Below are 18,639 nucleotides of genomic sequence, written 5' to 3'. Positions count from 1 at the left end.
TTTAAGGTGTTACGACTTCCATCATGCCGGTTGATGTGCGCGCCGAAAATTGCGGACGATACATATCTTCAACTGTTGCGGCAGGATGGGTATAGATACCAGGAGTGACTGCACGCACCACATAGGCAAGGGTGATTTGCTTTTTAGCGCCTGAATCGCGGTCGAAAGCTGCAACGAAACGGTCATTACGGAATTCGAGATGAGCGGCTTCGGTGCGATCCAGCCATGAGAAATTGACCAGATCTGCACTTGAGACAAGGCGTGGATTGTCGATTTCGAAACCGGCAGGCAACAGATCGGTGACCAGCACGCGAGATGCCCAGCTTTGCAGGTCATCAACCTGCAACACCGCGACAAAGCGCTGGTTTTGTTCAACACTGGTAATGTTGGTTTCTTCGCCATCCAAGGTGTAATATGTGCGCTGGATGTTGAAGCCGTCACCACCTGCCGGAAGTGATTGTGCCGGTGGGGCAACAGCTGTAATCACCGCTTGCACCGGATCGGAGCTTTGATTGTTGATGTTGACCGGTGATTGTTCCAGAGCAACACCGCTATAGCGTTGCGAGAACTGACCATCATAAATTGTGCCGTCCACATCCAGTTTGATGCTGGAATTGTTTTCCTGCAAACCGCGCGCAGCAAGCAGCATCCATGCCTGATCCTGTGTGCTTAAATACTGGCTTTGCTGGCGCATCTGCCCCACAAGCTTGACTAATTCCGGCACGATTTTAGGCATTGGCGTGGTTTCCGCAGCAAGGGCCAGAACCGCTGCACCATCGCGCAGACGTGAGCCATAATCGACACGGTTGTAATTATGGTTTGGTGTCAGCTTGCTAAAGTTAAGTGCGGCCTCAAAGGTGCTTTCCGAACGTGGCTGATCGCCATAAAGGGCAAGTGCTGCTGCCAATTGTGCCACCGCCATCGGGCTTTCAAACGCTTCCAATTGCGTATCGGCATAATAACGCAGATCACCGACAGAGGCTTTTTTGTTACGTGCCAACACATAGAGTGCATAGGCAATTTCATTGCCATGTTCTTGAATATTGGTGTTGTAACTCAATGTGTTTTGCAAATTGTTCAAAGCCGAGATCAAGGCTCTTTCCGGCACGATATAATCTTTTTCACGCGCACGGGTCAAAAAGTCGGTGACATAAGCATCAAGCCACGGATCATTGGAACCCGGTCCCCAAAGACCAAATGAACCGGATGACGACTGGAAGTTCAGCACGCGGTAAATAGCATCCTGGACACGGGTTTTGACCGCATCCTGATCTTCACTGCTGACGGCATCTTTTGTGTTTGCAGCCATCTCCTGCAAATAAAGCAATGGCAGTGCGCGGCTGGTGGTTTGCTCGGTACAGCCATAAGGATAGCGATCAAGCGCCATCAGCATTGAGGTGACATCAAAAGCTGCATTGCGCGAAACATCAACACTGACATGCGCGCCATCAAGCAGATTTTGCGACAACAGTTCTGCATCGAGTTTCAGCCCCTGACCGGCGGATAAATCCACCACATAACGGCTGGTGATCGGCAGATCGACAGGACGCACATTGAGGTTTAAAACCTGCTCGACCATGATGCCGCTATCATTGGCAATGCGGATGGTGACGAGACCGTCGCCGCTTGCTTGCGCTTCCAGCGGAACGGCCACCGAGATACGCTTTCCACCCTGAAGCGTTACGATTTGATGCGCTGCATCATCGCTGATATTGAGATTGTCGCTTGTTTCCAAGTTCAACTGATAATCACCATCCGGTGCATCAGTATTGGCAATATCGAAACGGATGGTAGACATATCGCCCGGTGCCATGAAGCGTGGGGTGCCAGCTGTAATCACCAGCGGATCGCGGATGATGACATCTTTTTCGGCATGGCCGAGCGCGGATTTTGTCCATGCCACAGCCATAATTCTGGCAGTGCCGTTAAATTGCGGCAGCTCAAAATCAATGATTGCCTTACCCTCACTGTCCAATTCGACAATACCGGAGAAAAGTGCAAGCAGCTTTTCGGTCGGAGGGCTGCCTTGTGCACCCATATTGCCGCCGTCACCACCGGTACGCAGTTTTCCGGTGACGCCTAGTGAACCATCAATGAGACGTCCATAAATGTCGCGCATTTCCAGCCCCAGCTGACGTTGGCCAAAGAACCAGCCTTCGGGATTAGGGGCTTTATAGCGGGTAAGGTTCAAAATGCCGACATCAACGGCCGCGACCATGACATAGGCTTGCTGACCGCCAGCATTGGCAACATTAACCGGCAGGGAAAGAGTTGATCGTGGTTCGGTTTTCTCAGGCGTTGCCAGTTCGACACTCAGGCTTCTTTGTTCAGGATCGACTTTCAGCCATTTAAGGCCGATGGCGCGCGCCGGCATTCGGGACTCGGTCGCTGAACCAGCGCGATAAAGTGTGGCGGTTACATAAGTGCCTGCACCAAAATTTTCATCAACCGGAATATCAACGACCAGTCCTTTTTCCGGCACGCTGACATTGATGATTTTGATCAATTTTTCGGTGCCGATGGTAATCAGCATTTCACCGGCAAAGCGTGGAGAAACATTGAGTTTCGCCGTGTCGCCAATGGCATATTGCTCTTTATCAAGCGCAATTTCCAAGCCATCAGGTGTCTCTGTCGAAGTGGACGAAACATACCAACCAGCGTCAAACTCATAGGATGTCACAGCATTGGATGCATCAGCACTTTCAATCTCAAGGCGGTAGCGACCCCAATCAACCGGCAGGGAAAGGGTTGCATCGTCGTTTTCATCAATATTGATCTCGCCATTAGCAATGGATTTGGTGAAAGTTACAGGCTCATAATTCCATGAGCTACCGCTGCGATACCATTGATAATTCCGCTCGATTTTCATGAGCGACCATTGTGCATTTTCAAGCGAAATGCGCTCGCCATTTGCATTGCTGGCCAGCAGGCTGAATTTGGCGGTGCCGCCTTGTGGCACTTCATCGCCGCTAAAATCAGGGCGGATACCAATCATAGTGCCTTGCGGCTTGATGGTCAGATCAACGGAACGCTCAACCGCACGGCCACCACTTTCGCGCATACGCACATTGATATGTGCTGTCAGAAGGCGGGTGGTTGATGGCAGATCATTGATCACTACCGGAATTGTGGCCTTGCCACTTTCATCGGCATTGCTTAAATCATTAAGTGCGGTGCGGGTGGTTTCGCCTTCCTGCTCATCGGCAAGGCCGAAATAATAGGATTTGAAACGATCCCATTTGCGGCTGGTGGCGACAGTTACGTCACCTTCAAGCGCAAGACCGGCCGCCGGTGCGCCATATAAAAAGCGACCATCGACGTTAAGTTCAGCCGTTTCGCCTGCCATGATTTCCGATTTATCGGCGGTTAAATCAAACTCAATCCGATCAGGGACAAAATCTTCGACCAAGAACATTTGTGATGAAACCGCACTTTGTTTCGGATCGGTATAGACAGACACCGTCCATGTTCCGAGCATCGCATTCGGCATCAAGGTCAGGTCAACCGCATAGCCACCGGCAAAATTGCTGTCGACAACAAGACGGCGATCTTCAGCACCATCAGGACGACGGAAGATAAAAGTCAGCGGCAGTTTCTCAACCGCATCTGCTTTATCATCACGCGCGAGCGCTGCCACATGAACAGTTTCTCCGGCGCGGTAAATGCCGCGCTCTGTCCAGCTCATCACGTCAAGGCTTTCAGGCGTTGGCCGACCTGTAACACCACGATCGGAGAGGTCAAAGCCTGGACGGGTCATATCTAAAAAGACGAAATCAGTGTCTGATTGGCTCGCCATTAAAACGGCTGGTGCCATGCCGTCAGTGCCACGGCTCAAACCCGGATTGAAGGTGGCTTTACCTTGCGCGTCGGTAACAGCTTCACCGAGAATTTCATTGTTACGGGCAAGCAGCGTGAGTTTGACATCGGCCACAGGCTTGGCGGAACCCAAGGAGCGGGCAAAAACATGCAAGCCATCCTGACCAGTATAAGTTGCCAAACCTATATCGGAAACAACAAACCACTGGGTTGCAACCGTGTCATAGGTATCGCCATTTTTATCAGCCGGTTCGGCGGTCATGATGTAAACGCCGGGTTTACGCTCCGGCAGTGCTTCATCGATTGGGAAGCTGGTGGTGGCTTCTTTATTCAGCTGATTATCAGCAACTTCAATTTCGCCTTGCCAGACAGGCTCGCCCATTTGATCGACAACGGAACCGACATCATAGCCATCCAATTGGCGCAGGAATTGATAGCCGGATAAAAGCTGCGCCAGTGAGCGGTCACCCACACGGTAAAGCTTGATTTTGGCGGTGCTCATATTGACGCTGACCAGTGGAATACCGCGGCGTGCAGTGGATGGCAGGACAAAACTGTCACCGGTGAAGCGCACCGATGCCGCGCGATCCTGCACATAGACGTTCAAAACAACAGTGGAGCTTAATGTTTCGCCCACACTAGATGGCAGGCCAGCTCGGAAAGAAAGCTGATAATTCTGGCCGTGGCTCAAACCCTCAACGCAAATCTGGCGTTCTTTCGCTTCGACGGCCTTCGGCGCTTGATTGTCCACTTTAATGAATGACGAATAATCGACGCCGTTTTTGACGAGATCTTCAGAAAACTGGGCGCAGATACGCGGTGATGCACTGTCATTATCAACACTGTGATCGACAATGCGGAAGCCTTTGCGGGCGCGCAAATCTTCATAAAGGGCACGCACAGAAGCGGAGTTGGCCAAGTTCAGGCTGGCATCATAGGCTTGCAATGCCGGACGGTCATAATCGCGACGCTCCAAGGCGGTTGCAAGCGAGGCCAGCGCATCGGCACGGTTGTTGGTGCTGCGCGAGGTCAAATAAGCATTAAGAGCAGACGAACTTGCATCACGGCGATATTTTGCACGCTCTTCACTATTGTCTGTTTCGGTATTAAGAATAGCCTGTGCGAGTGCGTTCCAGACGCGGCTGTCATCGGAACTAATTCCTGCCGCATGCTTAAGCGCTTCGGTTGCATTGCGCGGATCACCGTTTTTCAATGCGTCTTGGGCAATTTTGAGCCAGTCGGAAAGCCCCGTGTCGCCATGGTCTGCTTGTTCCAGATAGGTTTTCAGGCGGCGGGTTTCTTCAAAAATATTGTCACCCACATAAGTTAAATGAGGCGGTGCGCCGATATCGGGCGCACTATCGGGATTAACAACTTTACCGGCAATAGCTCCTGCTGCAGCATTGAGCTGATTATAGTCGCTTTTCAGGAAACACCACTGCGCTTTTTGATTATAGGTAAAAGCGCGGCAATTATTGTCGCCGAGGCAAGTGGATTTGCATTGGTCCAGCGAGAGGTTTTTCTCGGTACGCAGATCAAAGCCGAAATAGTCACCATTCTCAATGGTTTGGATTTGCCGTGTTTCAGCCGCTAAAACCGGCTGCATCATAAAAAATGATGCGATCAGGGCAAATGATAAGCGCTTGAGGCTGAACGACATGCAAGGTTCCTTGAATTTATAATCAAGCTTTGATGGCAATAAACTGTGGTCAAAGCGCAAGCCTATATAAGCTCATTTTTATATTACCTGAAAGATATGAGCACAATATAAAACAAAAGATGCATTATGATTATGATCCACAAAAATATACACCATTGATTTTAACGATAGAATTTGCAGCCTATGTTGAGAAATGGCATGTAAGAAGCCTGAAAGTGTAAGGGGTGGTGTAAAACTTGTCTTTTAACAGCAGAACAATTGCTGGGCTTTTGTTGACAGCTTCGGCTGGTTTTGTGGATGTAATTGCCTTTTTGCAGCTGGGTGGTTTTTTCGCCTCCTTCATGAGCGGTAATACGACTCAGTTAGGGATTGGCCTGATGGGGCATCCCAACTCAACCGGTCAGGTGATGGTCTGGTTTCCGGCAGCGCTTATCATTTTGTTTTTCACCGGCGCATTTTTAGGCACGCTGATGATGAGCGTTTTTGTCCATAATGGGAACATTTTTGTGCTCATGGGGGTGCTGATCCTTATCGGCGTGGTGATTGCATTGAAACAGGCCGATATGGTTTATTTGCAGCCGACTTTATTGCTTGCAGCCGCTATGGGTATGCAAAACGCGTCATTACAACAGCGCGGTACGGCAAAGCTGGGCGCTACTTATGTAACCGGAACTTTATTCAGTTGTGCTGCCGATCTGGCCCGCGCCATCACCGGAGAAGTGCCGAAAGGACGCTGGCTTGAGCATTTTTATGTTTGGCTCGCGCTGATGCTCGGAGCAATCAGCGGTGGCTTTGCCGATTTCTGGTTGGGACTGATGGCGCTCAGCATTCCGTTTTTGATTATCTCGGCAGTGCTGATTTTCCGATTGTTGAAACTCTTCAAAGATTAAAGGAAAAGCCGTTTTTCATGCTCTACCAGCTGCGATATCAGCGCTGAAATGGCGGTAACACGACGCAATGTCCTTGCTGATTCATGATAGGCCAGCCAATAAGAGCGCTTGATAAAACGCTCCGGCAAGATCGGAATCAAATAAGGATGCTCACGCGCGATGAAGGCATGTAAAATACCAATACCGGCACCGGCTTTCACCGCTTCCATCTGGCCAAGTGCACTGGAAACTTCAAAATCCGGCCGCCAATCGCGGCTGATTTCAGGTGCATAGGCAAGGGATGGATTGATCACTAAATCTTCCACATAGCCGATCAAGCGATGGTTTGATAATTGGTCGACCGTTTGCGGAATGCCGTGCTCGTCCAAATAATCTTTATGGGCATAAAGACCGAGTGTATAATCAACGAGCTTTCTGGCAACCAGCCGTCCTTGATCGGGGCGCTCCACCGTAATGGCAATATCGGCTTCACGACGCGAGAGCGAGAAAGAGCGTGGGACTGGTACCAGCTGCACGGTCAGATCAGGATATTGTGCGGTAAGTTTGGCAAGCCGTGGCGCCAAAAAAGTGACGCCGAAACCATCGGGCGCACCGATGCGCACTGTTCCGGCAACCGCAATATCGGCATTGCCGACATGAGCACGTGCGGCCAGCATTTCCGCTTCCATCCGTTCCGCCGCCAGCAAAAACTCTTCGCCTGCCTGTGTCAGGCTGGAACCGTTGGTGCGTCTGGAAAGCAATGTGGTTGACAAAGCTGATTCTAAAGCGGTGAGGCGGCGTGCCACCGTTGTGTGGTTAATACCAAGTCTGCGCGCTGCGCCCAAAATTTGGCCGGAGCGGGCGACAGCTAAAAATATGCGAATATCATCCCAATTCATGAAATGACTATTACTATAGTTTTTGCACAACGGATACTCTTTTTGAGCAGTTGCAATTGTTATTTTGCAGAGCAATTATGTTTTCAGGCGGTTTATCGAATTCATGATGATCGGTAGCCGGACTTGAGATTTTTCAGGGAGGTCTTCGATGTTGAAATACGGCCATTTTATCAACGGTAAGAACGTTGAAGGTAAAAGCGGACGCACCACTGAGGTGTTCCAGCCGCTTGACGGCACTGTGCGCGGCACAGTTGCTCTGGCAACCAAAGACGAAGTACGTGCAGCTGTAGAAAATGCAAAAGCGGCACAACCGGCATGGGCAGCTACCAACCCGCAGCGCCGTGCCCGCGTGTTGCGCAAGTTTCTTGAGCTGGTTGAAGCTGAATATGACAGCCTTGCAGAATTGCTTGCCCGTGAACACGGCAAAACCATTCCTGATGCCAAGGGCGACATCCAGCGCGGTCTTGAAGTGATCGAATTTTGCCTTGGTGCACCGCATCTGATGAAAGGTGAGTTCTCTGATTCAGCCGGTACAGGTATTGATACATATTCAATGCGTCAGGCTTTGGGTGTTGTTGCAGGTATCACTCCGTTCAATTTCCCTGCAATGATTCCGCTCTGGAAAGCCGGCCCTGCTATTGCTTGCGGTAACGCATTTATCCTGAAGCCTTCGGAACGTGATCCGGGCGTACCGATGCGTTTGGCAGAACTGTTCATGGAAGCTGGTCTTCCGGCTGGTATCTTCAATGTCGTCAATGGCGACAAAGAATCCGTTGATGCGCTGCTCGATGATCCGGATGTAAAAGCAATCGGCTTTGTTGGTTCCACACCAATTGCCCATTACATTTACTCCCGTGGTTGTGCTAACGGCAAGCGCGTCCAGTGCTTCGGCGGCGCGAAAAACCACATGCTGATTATGCCTGATGCAGATATGGATCAGACTGTTGATGCTTTGATTGGTGCCGGTTACGGTTCCGCTGGTGAGCGTTGCATGGCGATCTCGGTTGCTGTTCCTGTTGGTGAAGACACTGCAGAACGCCTGATGGAAAAATTGATCCCGCGCGTTGAAGCTCTGCGTGTCGGCCCGTCAACTGATGGTGGCGCTGATTATGGTCCATTGGTAACACAAGCAGCTGTTGATCGCGTCCGCGGTTATGTGGATGCAGGCGTTAAAGAAGGTGCCAAGCTCGTTGTTGACGGCCGTAACTTCAAGATGCAGGGCTATGAAAACGGCTTCTATCTCGGCGGTTGCTTGTTCGATCATGTCACGCCGGATATGTCTATTTACAAGGAAGAAATTTTCGGTCCTGTATTGGCAGTTGTTCGTGCAAAAACTTATGAAGAAGCGCTCGCTCTGCCCAATGAACATGAATATGGTAATGGTGTTGCAATCTTCACCCGTGACGGTGATGCGGCACGTGACTTTGCTTCGCGTGTTCAGGTTGGCATGGTTGGTGTTAACGTACCAATTCCTGTTCCAATCGCTTATTACACTTTCGGCGGCTGGAAAGGTTCAGGCTTCGGCGATTTGAACCAACACGGTACCGATGCATTCCGTTTCTATACCAAGACCAAAACCGTGACTTCACGTTGGCCGTCAGGTGTTAAAGATGGTGCGGAATTTGTTATCCCAACTATGAACTAATTTATCTGTTTTGCATGTCCTTGACCTTTACGGTTGTGATATGCGTCACATAATAAAGAAACCCCGTCAGTTATGGCGGGGTTTCTTTCTTAAGCGTGTTTTTTCACTTGCAGGATTTGAGCTTAGCGCTAACACTGCTGCACTATTGATCTGATCTGGTCGCTAAAAAAATCTACCGGATGGTGTTATGCAGCAAAAAGCAGATGGCTCAGATGAAAAAGAAAATGCTTTTTCATCAAAAAGATATGATGATACACGCAAGGCTGAATCGGAAGACATACTGGCTCGCATAAAATTAGAAACCGGCTCTGGTGCGACAGGTGTCATCGCGCGAAGCTTTAACCGCGGTCGGGAGCACTTGAAAGCAAGTGATCTTGATGCGCAAGATCGGGTTGAAGTCTGGGCAACGCGCTTCGGGCGGATATTGGGTCTGATAATTATGCTGGCCATGATGGTGTGGCTGGTTCTTTATTTATTGCAAGTCTAAACCGGATAGCAAAATGCCAAATACAACTGCCGCTGATAATACCGCCGTTATTGTAATCTCAAGTCATGTGGTGCGTGGCTCAGTCGGCAATCGTGCCGCGGTTTTTGCATTGGAAACGCTGGCGCATCCGGTCTGGGCTGTGCCTACGGTCATTTTGCCGTGGCACACAGGTCACGGGCCAGCGGGACGCATTGTGCCGGAAGTGCATCAGTTCAAGCAGCTGATGGAAGATATGGAACGCGCGCCATGGCTTGGCGAAGTGGGGGCGGTACTGACCGGTTATCTGGGCAATGCAGAACAGGCGAAAGCGGCTGCGCAATTGATCATGGCACTTAAAAAGCGCAATCCCAAAGCCCTTTATTTATGTGATCCGGTGATTGGTGATCGTGAAGGGCTTTATGTGCCGGAGGCAACGGCTGCAGCGATCCGCGATGAATTACTGCCTTTGGCCGATATCGCAACGCCAAACCGGTTTGAATTGGCATGGCTGAGTGGTGTGCAGCTGGAAAACAATGAAAAACTGATGGAAGCAGCGCTGGATTTAGGCCCTGCGCGTATGTTGGTGACATCTTCTTTCGGTATGTTGAATGGCTCGACAGGTAATCTTCTGGTGACGGATGGTCATGCTTATTTAGCAGAGCACCGTCATGTAGAAGGCCCGACAAATGGCATGGGGGATTTGACGGCAGCACTTTTCCTTGCCCGTATTCTCGACGGCATGTCAGATGAGAAAGCGCTGCAATCCACAACGGCTTCTGTGTTTGAAATTATGGTGCGCGCTGCAAAACGTGGCGCAGATGAACTGATGCTGGAAGCCGATGCGGCCAGTCTTTCAACACCGATGGCAATGGTGCAGATGCGCCGTCTCATGCATCCGGGTAAAAACTTGCGCGCATAGGATTATGTTTTTACTTCCTTCAAAAAAATAACGCAGCTTGTGTTATTTTATTGATCTTAAATATCGATAGGGATATTTGAGAGGCATGGCAGATCTTCCAGACACACTCCTCAGTGGCTATCGTAATTTCATGAACAATCATTTTGCTCATGAAACAGCCCGTTATCGTGAGCTTGCTGACATTGGTCAGACACCTCAGACATTAGTGATTGCGTGTTGCGACTCGCGCGCGGCACCTGAAATTATTTTTGATACCGCTCCGGGTGAAATTTTCGTTTTGCGCAATGTCGCAAACCTGATGCCGCCTTATACACCGGATGGCGAATATCATGCAGCCTCTGCGGCGCTTGAATTTGCGGTTCAAAGCCTCAAGGTTAAACATATTGTTGTGCTTGGGCATGGCCGCTGCGGTGGTATTAAAGCGGCATTGTCGCCGGATCACGCACCATTGTCGCCGGGTGATTTTATCGGCAAATGGATGAGCATTCTCGCACCTGCCGCGGAAAGTGTTATCGCCAATACGCTGATGACAGACAGCGAACGCCACACGGCATTGGAGCGTATTTCGATCCGCTATTCGATCCAGAATTTGCGTACTTTCCCGTGCGTCGACATTTTGGAGAAGAAGGGGCGTATCAGCCTGCATGGCGCATGGTTTGATATTTCAACCGGTGAATTGTGGGTAATGGATAAAGAAACCGGTGATTTCAAACGTCCTGATATCGATGATCCATTTGTGATACCGGCGCCTGCTGCCGAAAAATCAGCCTCTTAAGATCGAATAAATCTATAAAAAAGCCCGCCGGATTATCTTTCCGGCGGGCTTTTTAATGTTTGTATTTTGACGATTATTTACCGTCGATTGCTTTGCCCATAATGGCGATAGACTGCTGGTAAACTGTAGCCGCATTCCAGCCCTGAATGGCTGCGTAGTTTGGTTCACCCTGCTGATAACCGGCACCGCGTTTCCAGCCGTGACCGACGAGGAAGTTTGCAGTGGAAGCCAGAGCATCGGCTTTAGAGTTGATCATATCGATATGACCGCTGCCGTCACCGTCCACGCCGTATTTCAAAACATTGGCAGGCAGGAACTGGGTCTGGCCGATTTCACCATGCATTGCGCCGATTGCGTTTGGATTGAGATCCTGACGATCGATCAATGTAAGCGCTGCATAAAGCTGTTCAGTGAAGAAAGCCGAACGGCGGCAATCATAGGCGAGTGTTGCAACGGCTGAAAGTGTGTGCTGCTTGCCAAGATAGCTGCCGAAACCGGTTTCCATACCCCAGATCGCCAGAAGCGGACCGGCCGGAACGCCGTAACGCTTTTCAATATTGGCAAACAGCGCAGCATTAGCCTGCTTATGGGCTTTACCGCGCTTGATAATCGTATCCGAACCACGCTTTTGCATGAATTCTTTCAAAGATAGCTTGAAGCTTTTCTGATTGCGGTCTGCGTTGATGGTTGCGGTTGCATATTTGGTGTTGGCCAATGCATTGATGCCGGCCTTGCCGATACCGCGTGCCGGGGCTTCAGCAATGGTTTGCTTTAACCATGTATTATAGCCGGCAGCATTATTGCCGCATTGGGCAGCATTGGCGGCACCGGTTCCAATGATGCCGGCAAGCAGCAGGCCAGCCGCAGCTATTGAGAATTTACCTGTGGCAGACAGTGCCATTAGAATCTCCTGAATAATGATTCGAGTTAATTTTGAAATTGATACCACATGAACAAATGTCATAATCAATACTAGATCAATTTATGCTAATACTTTCTTTGTCATGGGTTGTCGGGGGCGAATATGTGTGAGAAATCACCAGTTATGGCTTGATCATGGCATTTTTGGGCGGTCTTAATGGTAAATGCGGTGTCAGAAGTTATAATTTGGCACAACTGTTGCATAATTGTTGAGAGCGGCTTTTTAAGGAATTCTTGACTCAAAGGCTTTTTTACGATTTAAGAAAACTGTTCTGCAAACCTGATTATTTTGTTTGAGCCGCCGACCGGGACCCGCATTGGTATAAAACGATCCCGGAGGTACACATCCGACAGCGCGATGCGCCCTCGGGTGTCGTTTCGTTTTGGCTGTTTTTTCATTTGTCTTTCGGGCGCATAACAACCATTCTGCGGGTGTTTTTCATAATGCTTGCCGGAACTGTAAGGAAAAAGAATGTTTGAATCACTTCAGGAGCGCTTAGGCTCTATTCTCAATGGACTGACCGGACGTGGCGCTCTTTCTGAAAGCGACGTAGCGGCAGCCCTGCGTGAAGTGCGACGCGCGCTGATTGAAGCGGATGTGTCGCTGGAAGTTGTTCGTTCTTTTACCGATAAAGTTCGCGAAAAAGCTGTCGGCGCAGAAATTCTTAAAAGCATCAAACCGGGTCAGATGGTCGTCAAGATCGTTCATGACGAACTGGTTGAAATGCTCGGCACCGAAGGTGTTTCGATTGATCTGAATGCACCGGCTCCGGTTGTCATTATGATGGTCGGTTTGCAAGGCTCGGGTAAAACCACCACGACCGGTAAACTTGCCAAACGCTTAAGCGAACGTCAGCGCAAAAAAGTACTGATGGCATCGCTTGACACCCGCCGTCCTGCTGCACAAGAACAGCTGCGCCAGCTGGGTGAACAGGTCAGCGTTGATACATTGCCGATTATTGCCGGTCAGTCGCCGGTTGATATTGCTGCGCGCGCTGTACAAGCTGCAAAGCTTGGAGGCCATGATGTGGTGATCCTCGATACTGCGGGTCGTACCCATATTGACGAGCCGCTGATGGTGGAAATGGACGAAATTCGTGCCGTTTCCAACCCGCATGAAATTCTTCTTGTTGCCGATAGCCTCACTGGTCAGGACGCCGTTAATCTGGCGCGTAACTTTGATGAGCGCGTTGGTATTACCGGTATAGTTCTCACCCGTATGGACGGTGACGGCCGTGGTGGTGCGGCTCTCTCGATGCGCGCTATTACCGGCAAGCCGATCAAAGCGATTGCCACCGGCGAAAAGATGGATGCTCTGGAAGAGTTCCATCCAAAGCGTATCGCCGACCGTATCCTTGGCATGGGCGACATTGTCAGCCTTGTTGAAAAAGCTGCTGAAACCATTGATGCTGAAAAAGCATCGGCAATGGCCAAGAAAATGCAGTCCGGTAAGTTTGATCTCAACGATCTTGCTGATCAGCTTGGCCAGATGAAAAAGCTTGGCGGCATGGGCGGTATCATGGGTATGATGCCGGGCATGGGCAAAGCAAAAGATCAGATGGCTGCCGCCGGTCTGGATGACAAGCTTTTTGACCGTCAATTGGCAATCATCAGCTCAATGACTAAATCAGAGCGTGCAAATCCCGATTTGCTAAAGCATAGCCGCAAACAACGTATTGCCAAAGGTTCGGGCACCAATGCTGCCGACATCAACAAGCTTTTGAAAATGCATCGTCAGATGGCTGATATGATGAAAGCCATGGGCAAGGGCGGCAGAGGCGGCATGATGAAACAGATGATGGGCGGCCTTGCCGGCAAGATGGGGCTTGGTGGCCTTGGTGGCGGTATGGGTGGCCTTGGTGGCGGTTTGCCTGATCTGTCGAAAATGGATCCGAAGCAGCTCGAAGCCTTGCAAAAACAAGCTGAGGCTGCAGGGCTGACCAAAGGTGGATTGCCGGGCTTAGGCGGTGGTTTGCCTGGTCTCGGCGGCCCTAAATTACCTGGTCTTGGTGGCGGCCTTCCGGGCTTGCCAAAGAAGAAGTGAGTATGATGAGCGAAGCAAATTCAACGCCTGCTGAGTTACTCGCGCTGCGTAGCTCGATTGATAATATTGATGCAGCTCTTATTCATATGCTGGCCGAGCGTTTTCGCTGCACCAAAGCGGTCGGCATTTTGAAAGCTGAGCAAGGCTTGGCCGCTGCCGACCCAGAACGTGAAAAACGTCAGGTGGCGCGTCTTCGTGCTCTTGCACAAGATTCAAATCTTGATCCGGATTTTGCTGAAAAATTTCTCAACTTCATCGTGAAAGAAGTTATTCGGCATCATGAACATACCGCCGCTAAACACGGTGAAAACGAAACTGCTGCTAGCTAGCTGCATAACATTGTTCTGCCCTGACGGTCAGATCTCTTAATTTACTCTAAGGAAAAAAACTATGGCCCTTAAAATTCGTCTGGCACGTGCCGGTTCTAAAAAGCGTCCTTACTACCACATCGTTGTTGCGGATGCCCGCAGCCCGCGCGACGGTCGTTTCTTGGAAATCATCGGTTCATGGAATCCGATGCTTGCCAAAGACGCAGAACGCGTAAAAGTTGACGGCGAACGCGCCGCTCATTGGCTCGGTCACGGTGCACAGGCAACCGACCGCGTATTGCGCTTCCTCGATCAGGCTGGTGTTTCCAAGCGCGAAACCCGCAGCAACCCAACCAAGGGTGTGCCAGGTAAAAAAGCTCAGGAACGTTTGGCAATGGCTAAGCAGGCAGAAGAAGAAGCTGCTGCAAAGGCTGCTGAAGCCGCTGCTGCTGCCGCTGCACCAGCTGAAGAAGCTGCAAGCGAATAATCATCCTGAAAAGATTGGTTTTTATGCAGTGAGTGCATTGAAACCTGATCTTTCTTGCAAGTTTATATTAAGAATATGAAAGCGGCGGATTTTCTGCCGCTTTTCTTTTATGCTTTTCAGGTTAAACTCAATGACATATAGCTTGAGTGAACCGAGCAGATTGATTTTATAATGAGTTGATAAGACAAGCGCTTTATATCAGGAGATATATATGTCCACTGCGATGACTGCGTCCCGTTCCCGATTTTCCCGTTTGGCTTTATTTCTTGGTCTTGCGATCTTGATGCCTTTATTATCCGCCTGCGGATTTAACACCATACCAACCAATGAAGAGAAGGCCAAAGCTGCGTGGAGCGAGGTGCTTAACCAGTATCAGCGCCGCACTGACCTGATCCCGAATCTGGTGGAAACAGTCAAGGGGTATGCCGCCCATGAGCAGGAAACACTGACTGCAGTTGTTGAAGCGCGCTCAAAAGCAACTTCGGTGCAATTAACGCCTGAAATGCTCAACAATCCAGAATTGTTTAAACAATTTCAGGATAATCAAGCCAATCTGAGCAGTGCATTGTCACGCTTGATGGTAGTGGTGGAAAAATATCCTGATCTGAAAGCCAACCAGAACTTCTTGGCGCTGCAATCACAGCTTGAAGGTACTGAAAACCGTATAGCGGTTGCACGTCGCGATTATATTGAAGCGGTTCGCGTTTATAATACTGGCTTAAAAACCATGCCCACCATGCTGTGGAAGATGTTCTGGTTCCGCGATAGCGAGCCAATGCCGACTTTCAGCATTGACGCAGCCAGCCAGCAGGCGCCTAAGGTCAATTTCTGATCTTTGGTGCTTTGAAGATGGGCAAGGGTATCATTCTCAAACAACAATCCCGTAAATTGCAGAATTTACGGGATGTGTTGGTAGTTTTTGTCTTTGCAATTTTCTGCCTCTATTCGGGAGCAGGAGTTGCACAGGATAAGCCAGCGGCCGAACTCACCCTTACCGGGCGGGTTGTTGATGCGGCCAATGTGATTGACCCGCAAACGCGCGCCCAGCTTGTTGCAAAACTTGCCGATTTTGAAAAAATATCATCCGATCAGGTGGTGGTGGTTACAGTGCCGAGCCTGAAGGGCTCGGATATCGAAACCTATTCCAATCAGTTGTTTCGGGCTTGGGCGCTTGGGCAGAAACAAGAAAATAACGGCCTCTTGCTGGTTGTAGCACCCAATGACCGCAAAGTTCGTCTTGAAGTGGGTTATGGGCTTGAAGGTGTTGTGACCGATGCACTTTCAAGTGTCATTATTCAAAGCATTATCTTGCCGGCTTTTCGTGACGGTGATTATTCGGCGGGCATTTCCAAAGGTGTTGACGGCATTATAGCCGTGCTTTCCGGCGATGGAGCAGAGTTGCAAGCACGTGCCAAACGCAATGCCAATAGTGCTTCGAGCGATGTCGACTGGATTGAAGTCATCTTCCTGATTTTCTGGATCAGTATCTTTTTTGGCGGCTTCGGCATGGCTGTTATGGTACCGATTTTTGGGCAAAAAATCGCACCTGGTCGTTATGTATGGTTGGGCATGACCTTCGACATGCGCTCACAAGGCGGATCGGGTGGCGGTTCAGGTCGCGGCGGTGGTTTTGGTGGTGGTTTCGGCGGTGGCAGTAGCGGTGGTGGTTTCTCCGGCGGTGGCGGGTCATCCGGCGGCGGCGGCGCCTCGGGCAGTTGGTAATGGATCAGTTTTCATGAGGAATCAAACACATCAGCATGTTGACGAAGTTGGCCATAAGCTGATTAGCACGGCAATTGCCGAAGCGGAAAAAGGCACGAATGGCGAAATTTATGCCGTGCTGGCACGCCGCAGTGACGATTATTTCTTCGCTGCCGGTTTTGTGTTTACCTGCGGAATTTTATTAAGTGCTGTGGTGATGGCTTTTCTGGCGCATTATTATTGGTTTGATATCGCTTTGCCGCGTTTTGGTCTGGCAATTTTGGGCGCATTTGTCTGTGCGATGTTGTTGTTGTGGGTTTTGCCTAATTTACGGGTTTTGTTGGTGCCGCGACGCATTCTTTATAAGCGCGCACATCTCAATGCGGTGCAGCAGTTTTTAGCGCGTAATGTGCATCTGACTTCGCAACGTACCGGCATTTTGCTGTTTGTTTCATTGGCTGAACATTACGCTGAAGTGGTTGCGGATGCTGGTATCCATGCGAAAGTGGAACAAGAAGAGTGGAATGCTATTGTTGCTATGTTGATGAACCATGCTAAAAAAGGTGCACTGACTGATGGTTTTGTTGAGGCCATTACACTTTCGGGACAATTATTGAAAAAACACTTTCCGGATGATGGAAACAGTATAAACGAGCTGGAAGACAAACTGGTCGAACTATAAGACTTGATTTGGCAAGATTGACCGGCTCAGCCGAAAACAGGTTAGGAATATTTTTTGGTTGAGTTGGAACGGGGTGCGCCACGCGTTTTAGCAACACCCAAACGCGGCATTTGGGGCTGGATGCTGTTTGACTGGGCAGCACAACCATTTTTCACCGTTGTGACCACTTTTATTTTCGGGCCTTATTTTATTGCGCGTATGGCGGAAGATCCGGCGCAAGGACAAGCCGCATGGGGCTATGGTGTGGCCATCGCCGGATTTGTGATTGCTATACTGTCTCCGGTTTTGGGTGCGGTTGCCGATAAAACAGGAGCACGTAAGCCTTGGATCGGCTTTTTCGCAGCCATTAAAATCATCTGCCTGGCAATGCTATGGTTCGCGGCACCCGGCTCGTCGCTTGTGGTGGTGTTGATCTTTTTTGCACTGGCGTCAGTCGCGGCAGAATTTTCGATTGTTTTTAATGACTCGATGATGCCGCGCTTGGTTGCGCGCGAAGATATTGGCCGTATTTCCAATATTGCTTGGGGACTTGGTTATTTAGGCGGCATGATTATGCTGATTTTTGTGGTGACATGTCTGGCGGCATCGCCCGAAACCGGCACCACGCTGATCGGTATCAAGCCTTTATGGGGACTTGATCCGGTGACGGGCGAAGATGCGCGTATCACAGGACCTTTAAGTGCCGTATGGTATTTTATCTTCATTCTGCCGATGTTTTTATTCACGCCCGATTCTCCTAAAGCGTCGCGCTTGATGCCTGCCATCCGGTCGGGCTTGAGCGAGCTGAAAGCAACATTAAATGAAGTGCGCCAGCGCTCCGGCATCGTGCGGTTTTTAATCGCACGGATGATTTATCAGGATGGTGTTAATGCCTTGCTGGCGCTGGGGGGCGGTTTTGCTGCCGCCATGTTCGGCTGGACAATCACGGAAGTCGGGATTTTTGGCATTATTCTCAATATAGTGGCGATTTTCGGCTGTCTGATTGCCAGCCGTTGTGACGCCGTTTTTGGCTCCAAGCCGATTGTGATTGCCTCTCTCATCTTGTTGCTGATTGCAACGGTGGGGATTATTTCAACCGGAACCGACTATACTTTATTCGGGCTTTTGACATTTGGCCTTGATGGAGAAGGGCTGTTTGCCACCGGTGCTGAGCGAGCCTATCTGGTTTATGGTTTGCTGATCGGATTTGCTTTTGGCCCGGTGCAGGCTTCATCGCGCTCATGGTTTGCATGTAGCGTCAAACCGGAAGAAGCAGGGCGTTATTTTGGCATTTACGCATTGGCTGGTCGTGCGACCAGCTTTGTGGCGCCGTTTTTAGTGGCGACAGTGACAATGGCGCTTGGTTCGCCGCGTCTCGGTATGGCTGTGCTGCTGGCATTTTTTATTGGCGGGTTATTGCTGATTGCAAGAACGCCTTATCCGGCAGCAAAAGTCTAAAATTGAAATA

The 18,639-nt window shown here is 50.1% G+C and carries 15 protein-coding genes; 12 read left to right on the top strand and 3 right to left on the bottom strand.

Features of this window, described 5'->3' with window-relative positions:
* Nucleotide 1: 1 nt before the first annotated feature.
* Nucleotides 2–5,476, bottom strand: coding sequence for an alpha-2-macroglobulin family protein (locus JNC77_RS10300; protein ID WP_374832119.1), 5,475 nt, complete (start codon nt 5,474–5,476; stop codon nt 2–4).
* A 236-nt stretch (nt 5,477–5,712) separates the two neighbouring features.
* Here JNC77_RS10300 and JNC77_RS10295 point away from each other — a divergent pair, with 236 nt between their 5' ends.
* A complete protein-coding gene (locus JNC77_RS10295) occupies nt 5,713–6,366 on the top strand; it encodes a YoaK family protein (protein WP_374832117.1) in 654 nt (217 codons plus the stop codon).
* Here JNC77_RS10295 and JNC77_RS10290 read toward each other — a convergent pair.
* Nucleotides 6,363–7,244, bottom strand: coding sequence for a LysR family transcriptional regulator (locus JNC77_RS10290; RefSeq protein WP_374832115.1), 882 nt, complete (start codon nt 7,242–7,244; stop codon nt 6,363–6,365). The genes JNC77_RS10295 and JNC77_RS10290 overlap by 4 nt on opposite strands.
* Nucleotides 7,245–7,392: 148 nt before the next feature.
* Here JNC77_RS10290 and JNC77_RS10285 point away from each other — a divergent pair, with 148 nt between their 5' ends.
* The 4 genes from JNC77_RS10285 (at nt 7,393) to JNC77_RS10270 (ending at nt 11,049) form a co-directional block, all read left to right on the top strand.
* On the top strand, nt 7,393–8,889 hold the full coding sequence (locus JNC77_RS10285) for a CoA-acylating methylmalonate-semialdehyde dehydrogenase (protein ID WP_374832113.1): 1,497 nt from the start codon (nt 7,393–7,395) through the stop codon (nt 8,887–8,889).
* A gap of 187 nt (nt 8,890–9,076) precedes the next feature.
* Entirely contained in the window at nt 9,077–9,376 is a 300-nt protein-coding gene (locus JNC77_RS10280) for a hypothetical protein (RefSeq protein WP_374832111.1), read from the top strand.
* Between the two features lie 13 nt (nt 9,377–9,389).
* On the top strand, nt 9,390–10,274 hold the full coding sequence (pdxY, locus tag JNC77_RS10275; RefSeq protein ID WP_374832109.1) for a pyridoxal kinase PdxY: 885 nt from the start codon (nt 9,390–9,392) through the stop codon (nt 10,272–10,274).
* An 85-nt stretch (nt 10,275–10,359) separates the two neighbouring features.
* Nucleotides 10,360–11,049, top strand: coding sequence for a carbonic anhydrase (locus JNC77_RS10270; protein WP_374832107.1), 690 nt, complete (start codon nt 10,360–10,362; stop codon nt 11,047–11,049).
* A 73-nt stretch (nt 11,050–11,122) separates the two neighbouring features.
* On the opposite strand, the gene JNC77_RS10265 is transcribed toward JNC77_RS10270, so the two are convergent.
* Nucleotides 11,123–11,950, bottom strand: coding sequence for a lytic murein transglycosylase (locus tag JNC77_RS10265; RefSeq protein ID WP_374832105.1), 828 nt, complete (start codon nt 11,948–11,950; stop codon nt 11,123–11,125).
* A gap of 492 nt (nt 11,951–12,442) precedes the next feature.
* Here JNC77_RS10265 and ffh point away from each other — a divergent pair, with 492 nt between their 5' ends.
* From ffh to JNC77_RS10230, 7 genes are all read left to right on the top strand, one after another.
* Entirely contained in the window at nt 12,443–14,014 is a 1,572-nt protein-coding gene (gene ffh / locus JNC77_RS10260; RefSeq protein WP_374832103.1) for a signal recognition particle protein, read from the top strand.
* Nucleotides 14,015–14,016: 2 nt separating this feature from the next.
* Nucleotides 14,017–14,343: a chorismate mutase gene (locus JNC77_RS10255; protein WP_374832101.1), complete on the top strand. Its 327-nt coding sequence runs from the start codon at nt 14,017–14,019 to the stop codon at nt 14,341–14,343.
* 61 nt (nt 14,344–14,404) lie between these two features.
* Nucleotides 14,405–14,809, top strand: a complete 405-nt coding sequence (gene rpsP / locus JNC77_RS10250; RefSeq protein WP_374832099.1) for a 30S ribosomal protein S16 — start codon at nt 14,405–14,407, stop codon at nt 14,807–14,809.
* Nucleotides 14,810–15,020: 211 nt separating this feature from the next.
* On the top strand, nt 15,021–15,641 hold the full coding sequence (locus JNC77_RS10245) for a LemA family protein (protein ID WP_374832097.1): 621 nt from the start codon (nt 15,021–15,023) through the stop codon (nt 15,639–15,641).
* Between the two features lie 17 nt (nt 15,642–15,658).
* Nucleotides 15,659–16,531, top strand: coding sequence for a TPM domain-containing protein (locus JNC77_RS10240; RefSeq protein ID WP_374832095.1), 873 nt, complete (start codon nt 15,659–15,661; stop codon nt 16,529–16,531).
* A 13-nt stretch (nt 16,532–16,544) separates the two neighbouring features.
* Nucleotides 16,545–17,192, top strand: a complete 648-nt coding sequence (locus JNC77_RS10235) for a TPM domain-containing protein (RefSeq protein WP_374832093.1) — start codon at nt 16,545–16,547, stop codon at nt 17,190–17,192.
* A 120-nt stretch (nt 17,193–17,312) separates the two neighbouring features.
* On the top strand, nt 17,313–18,629 hold the full coding sequence (locus tag JNC77_RS10230; RefSeq protein ID WP_374832175.1) for an MFS transporter: 1,317 nt from the start codon (nt 17,313–17,315) through the stop codon (nt 18,627–18,629).
* Nucleotides 18,630–18,639: the final 10 nt, after the last annotated feature.

Source organism: Paenochrobactrum pullorum (assembly GCF_041929845.1).
In the GTDB taxonomy this organism is placed as follows: domain Bacteria; phylum Pseudomonadota; class Alphaproteobacteria; order Rhizobiales; family Rhizobiaceae; genus Paenochrobactrum; species Paenochrobactrum pullorum.
This window is presented reverse-complemented; position numbering and strand designations above follow the sequence as displayed.

Coding starts and splice junctions, on each gene's coding strand:
- JNC77_RS10230 (WP_374832175.1), top strand. CDS start 17,313: ATGCTGTTTGACTGGGCAGCACAACCATTTTTCACCGTTGTGACCACT.
- JNC77_RS10280 (WP_374832111.1), top strand. CDS start 9,077: ATGCAGCAAAAAGCAGATGGCTCAGATGAAAAAGAAAATGCTTTTTCA.
- JNC77_RS10255 (WP_374832101.1), top strand. CDS start 14,017: ATGATGAGCGAAGCAAATTCAACGCCTGCTGAGTTACTCGCGCTGCGT.
- JNC77_RS10235 (WP_374832093.1), top strand. CDS start 16,545: ATGAGGAATCAAACACATCAGCATGTTGACGAAGTTGGCCATAAGCTG.
- JNC77_RS10290 (WP_374832115.1), bottom strand. CDS start 7,244: ATGAATTGGGATGATATTCGCATATTTTTAGCTGTCGCCCGCTCCGGC.
- rpsP (WP_374832099.1), top strand. CDS start 14,405: ATGGCCCTTAAAATTCGTCTGGCACGTGCCGGTTCTAAAAAGCGTCCT.
- JNC77_RS10245 (WP_374832097.1), top strand. CDS start 15,021: ATGTCCACTGCGATGACTGCGTCCCGTTCCCGATTTTCCCGTTTGGCT.
- JNC77_RS10240 (WP_374832095.1), top strand. CDS start 15,659: ATGGGCAAGGGTATCATTCTCAAACAACAATCCCGTAAATTGCAGAAT.
- JNC77_RS10270 (WP_374832107.1), top strand. CDS start 10,360: ATGGCAGATCTTCCAGACACACTCCTCAGTGGCTATCGTAATTTCATG.
- ffh (WP_374832103.1), top strand. CDS start 12,443: ATGTTTGAATCACTTCAGGAGCGCTTAGGCTCTATTCTCAATGGACTG.
- JNC77_RS10265 (WP_374832105.1), bottom strand. CDS start 11,950: ATGGCACTGTCTGCCACAGGTAAATTCTCAATAGCTGCGGCTGGCCTG.
- JNC77_RS10285 (WP_374832113.1), top strand. CDS start 7,393: ATGTTGAAATACGGCCATTTTATCAACGGTAAGAACGTTGAAGGTAAA.
- pdxY (WP_374832109.1), top strand. CDS start 9,390: ATGCCAAATACAACTGCCGCTGATAATACCGCCGTTATTGTAATCTCA.
- JNC77_RS10300 (WP_374832119.1), bottom strand. CDS start 5,476: ATGTCGTTCAGCCTCAAGCGCTTATCATTTGCCCTGATCGCATCATTT.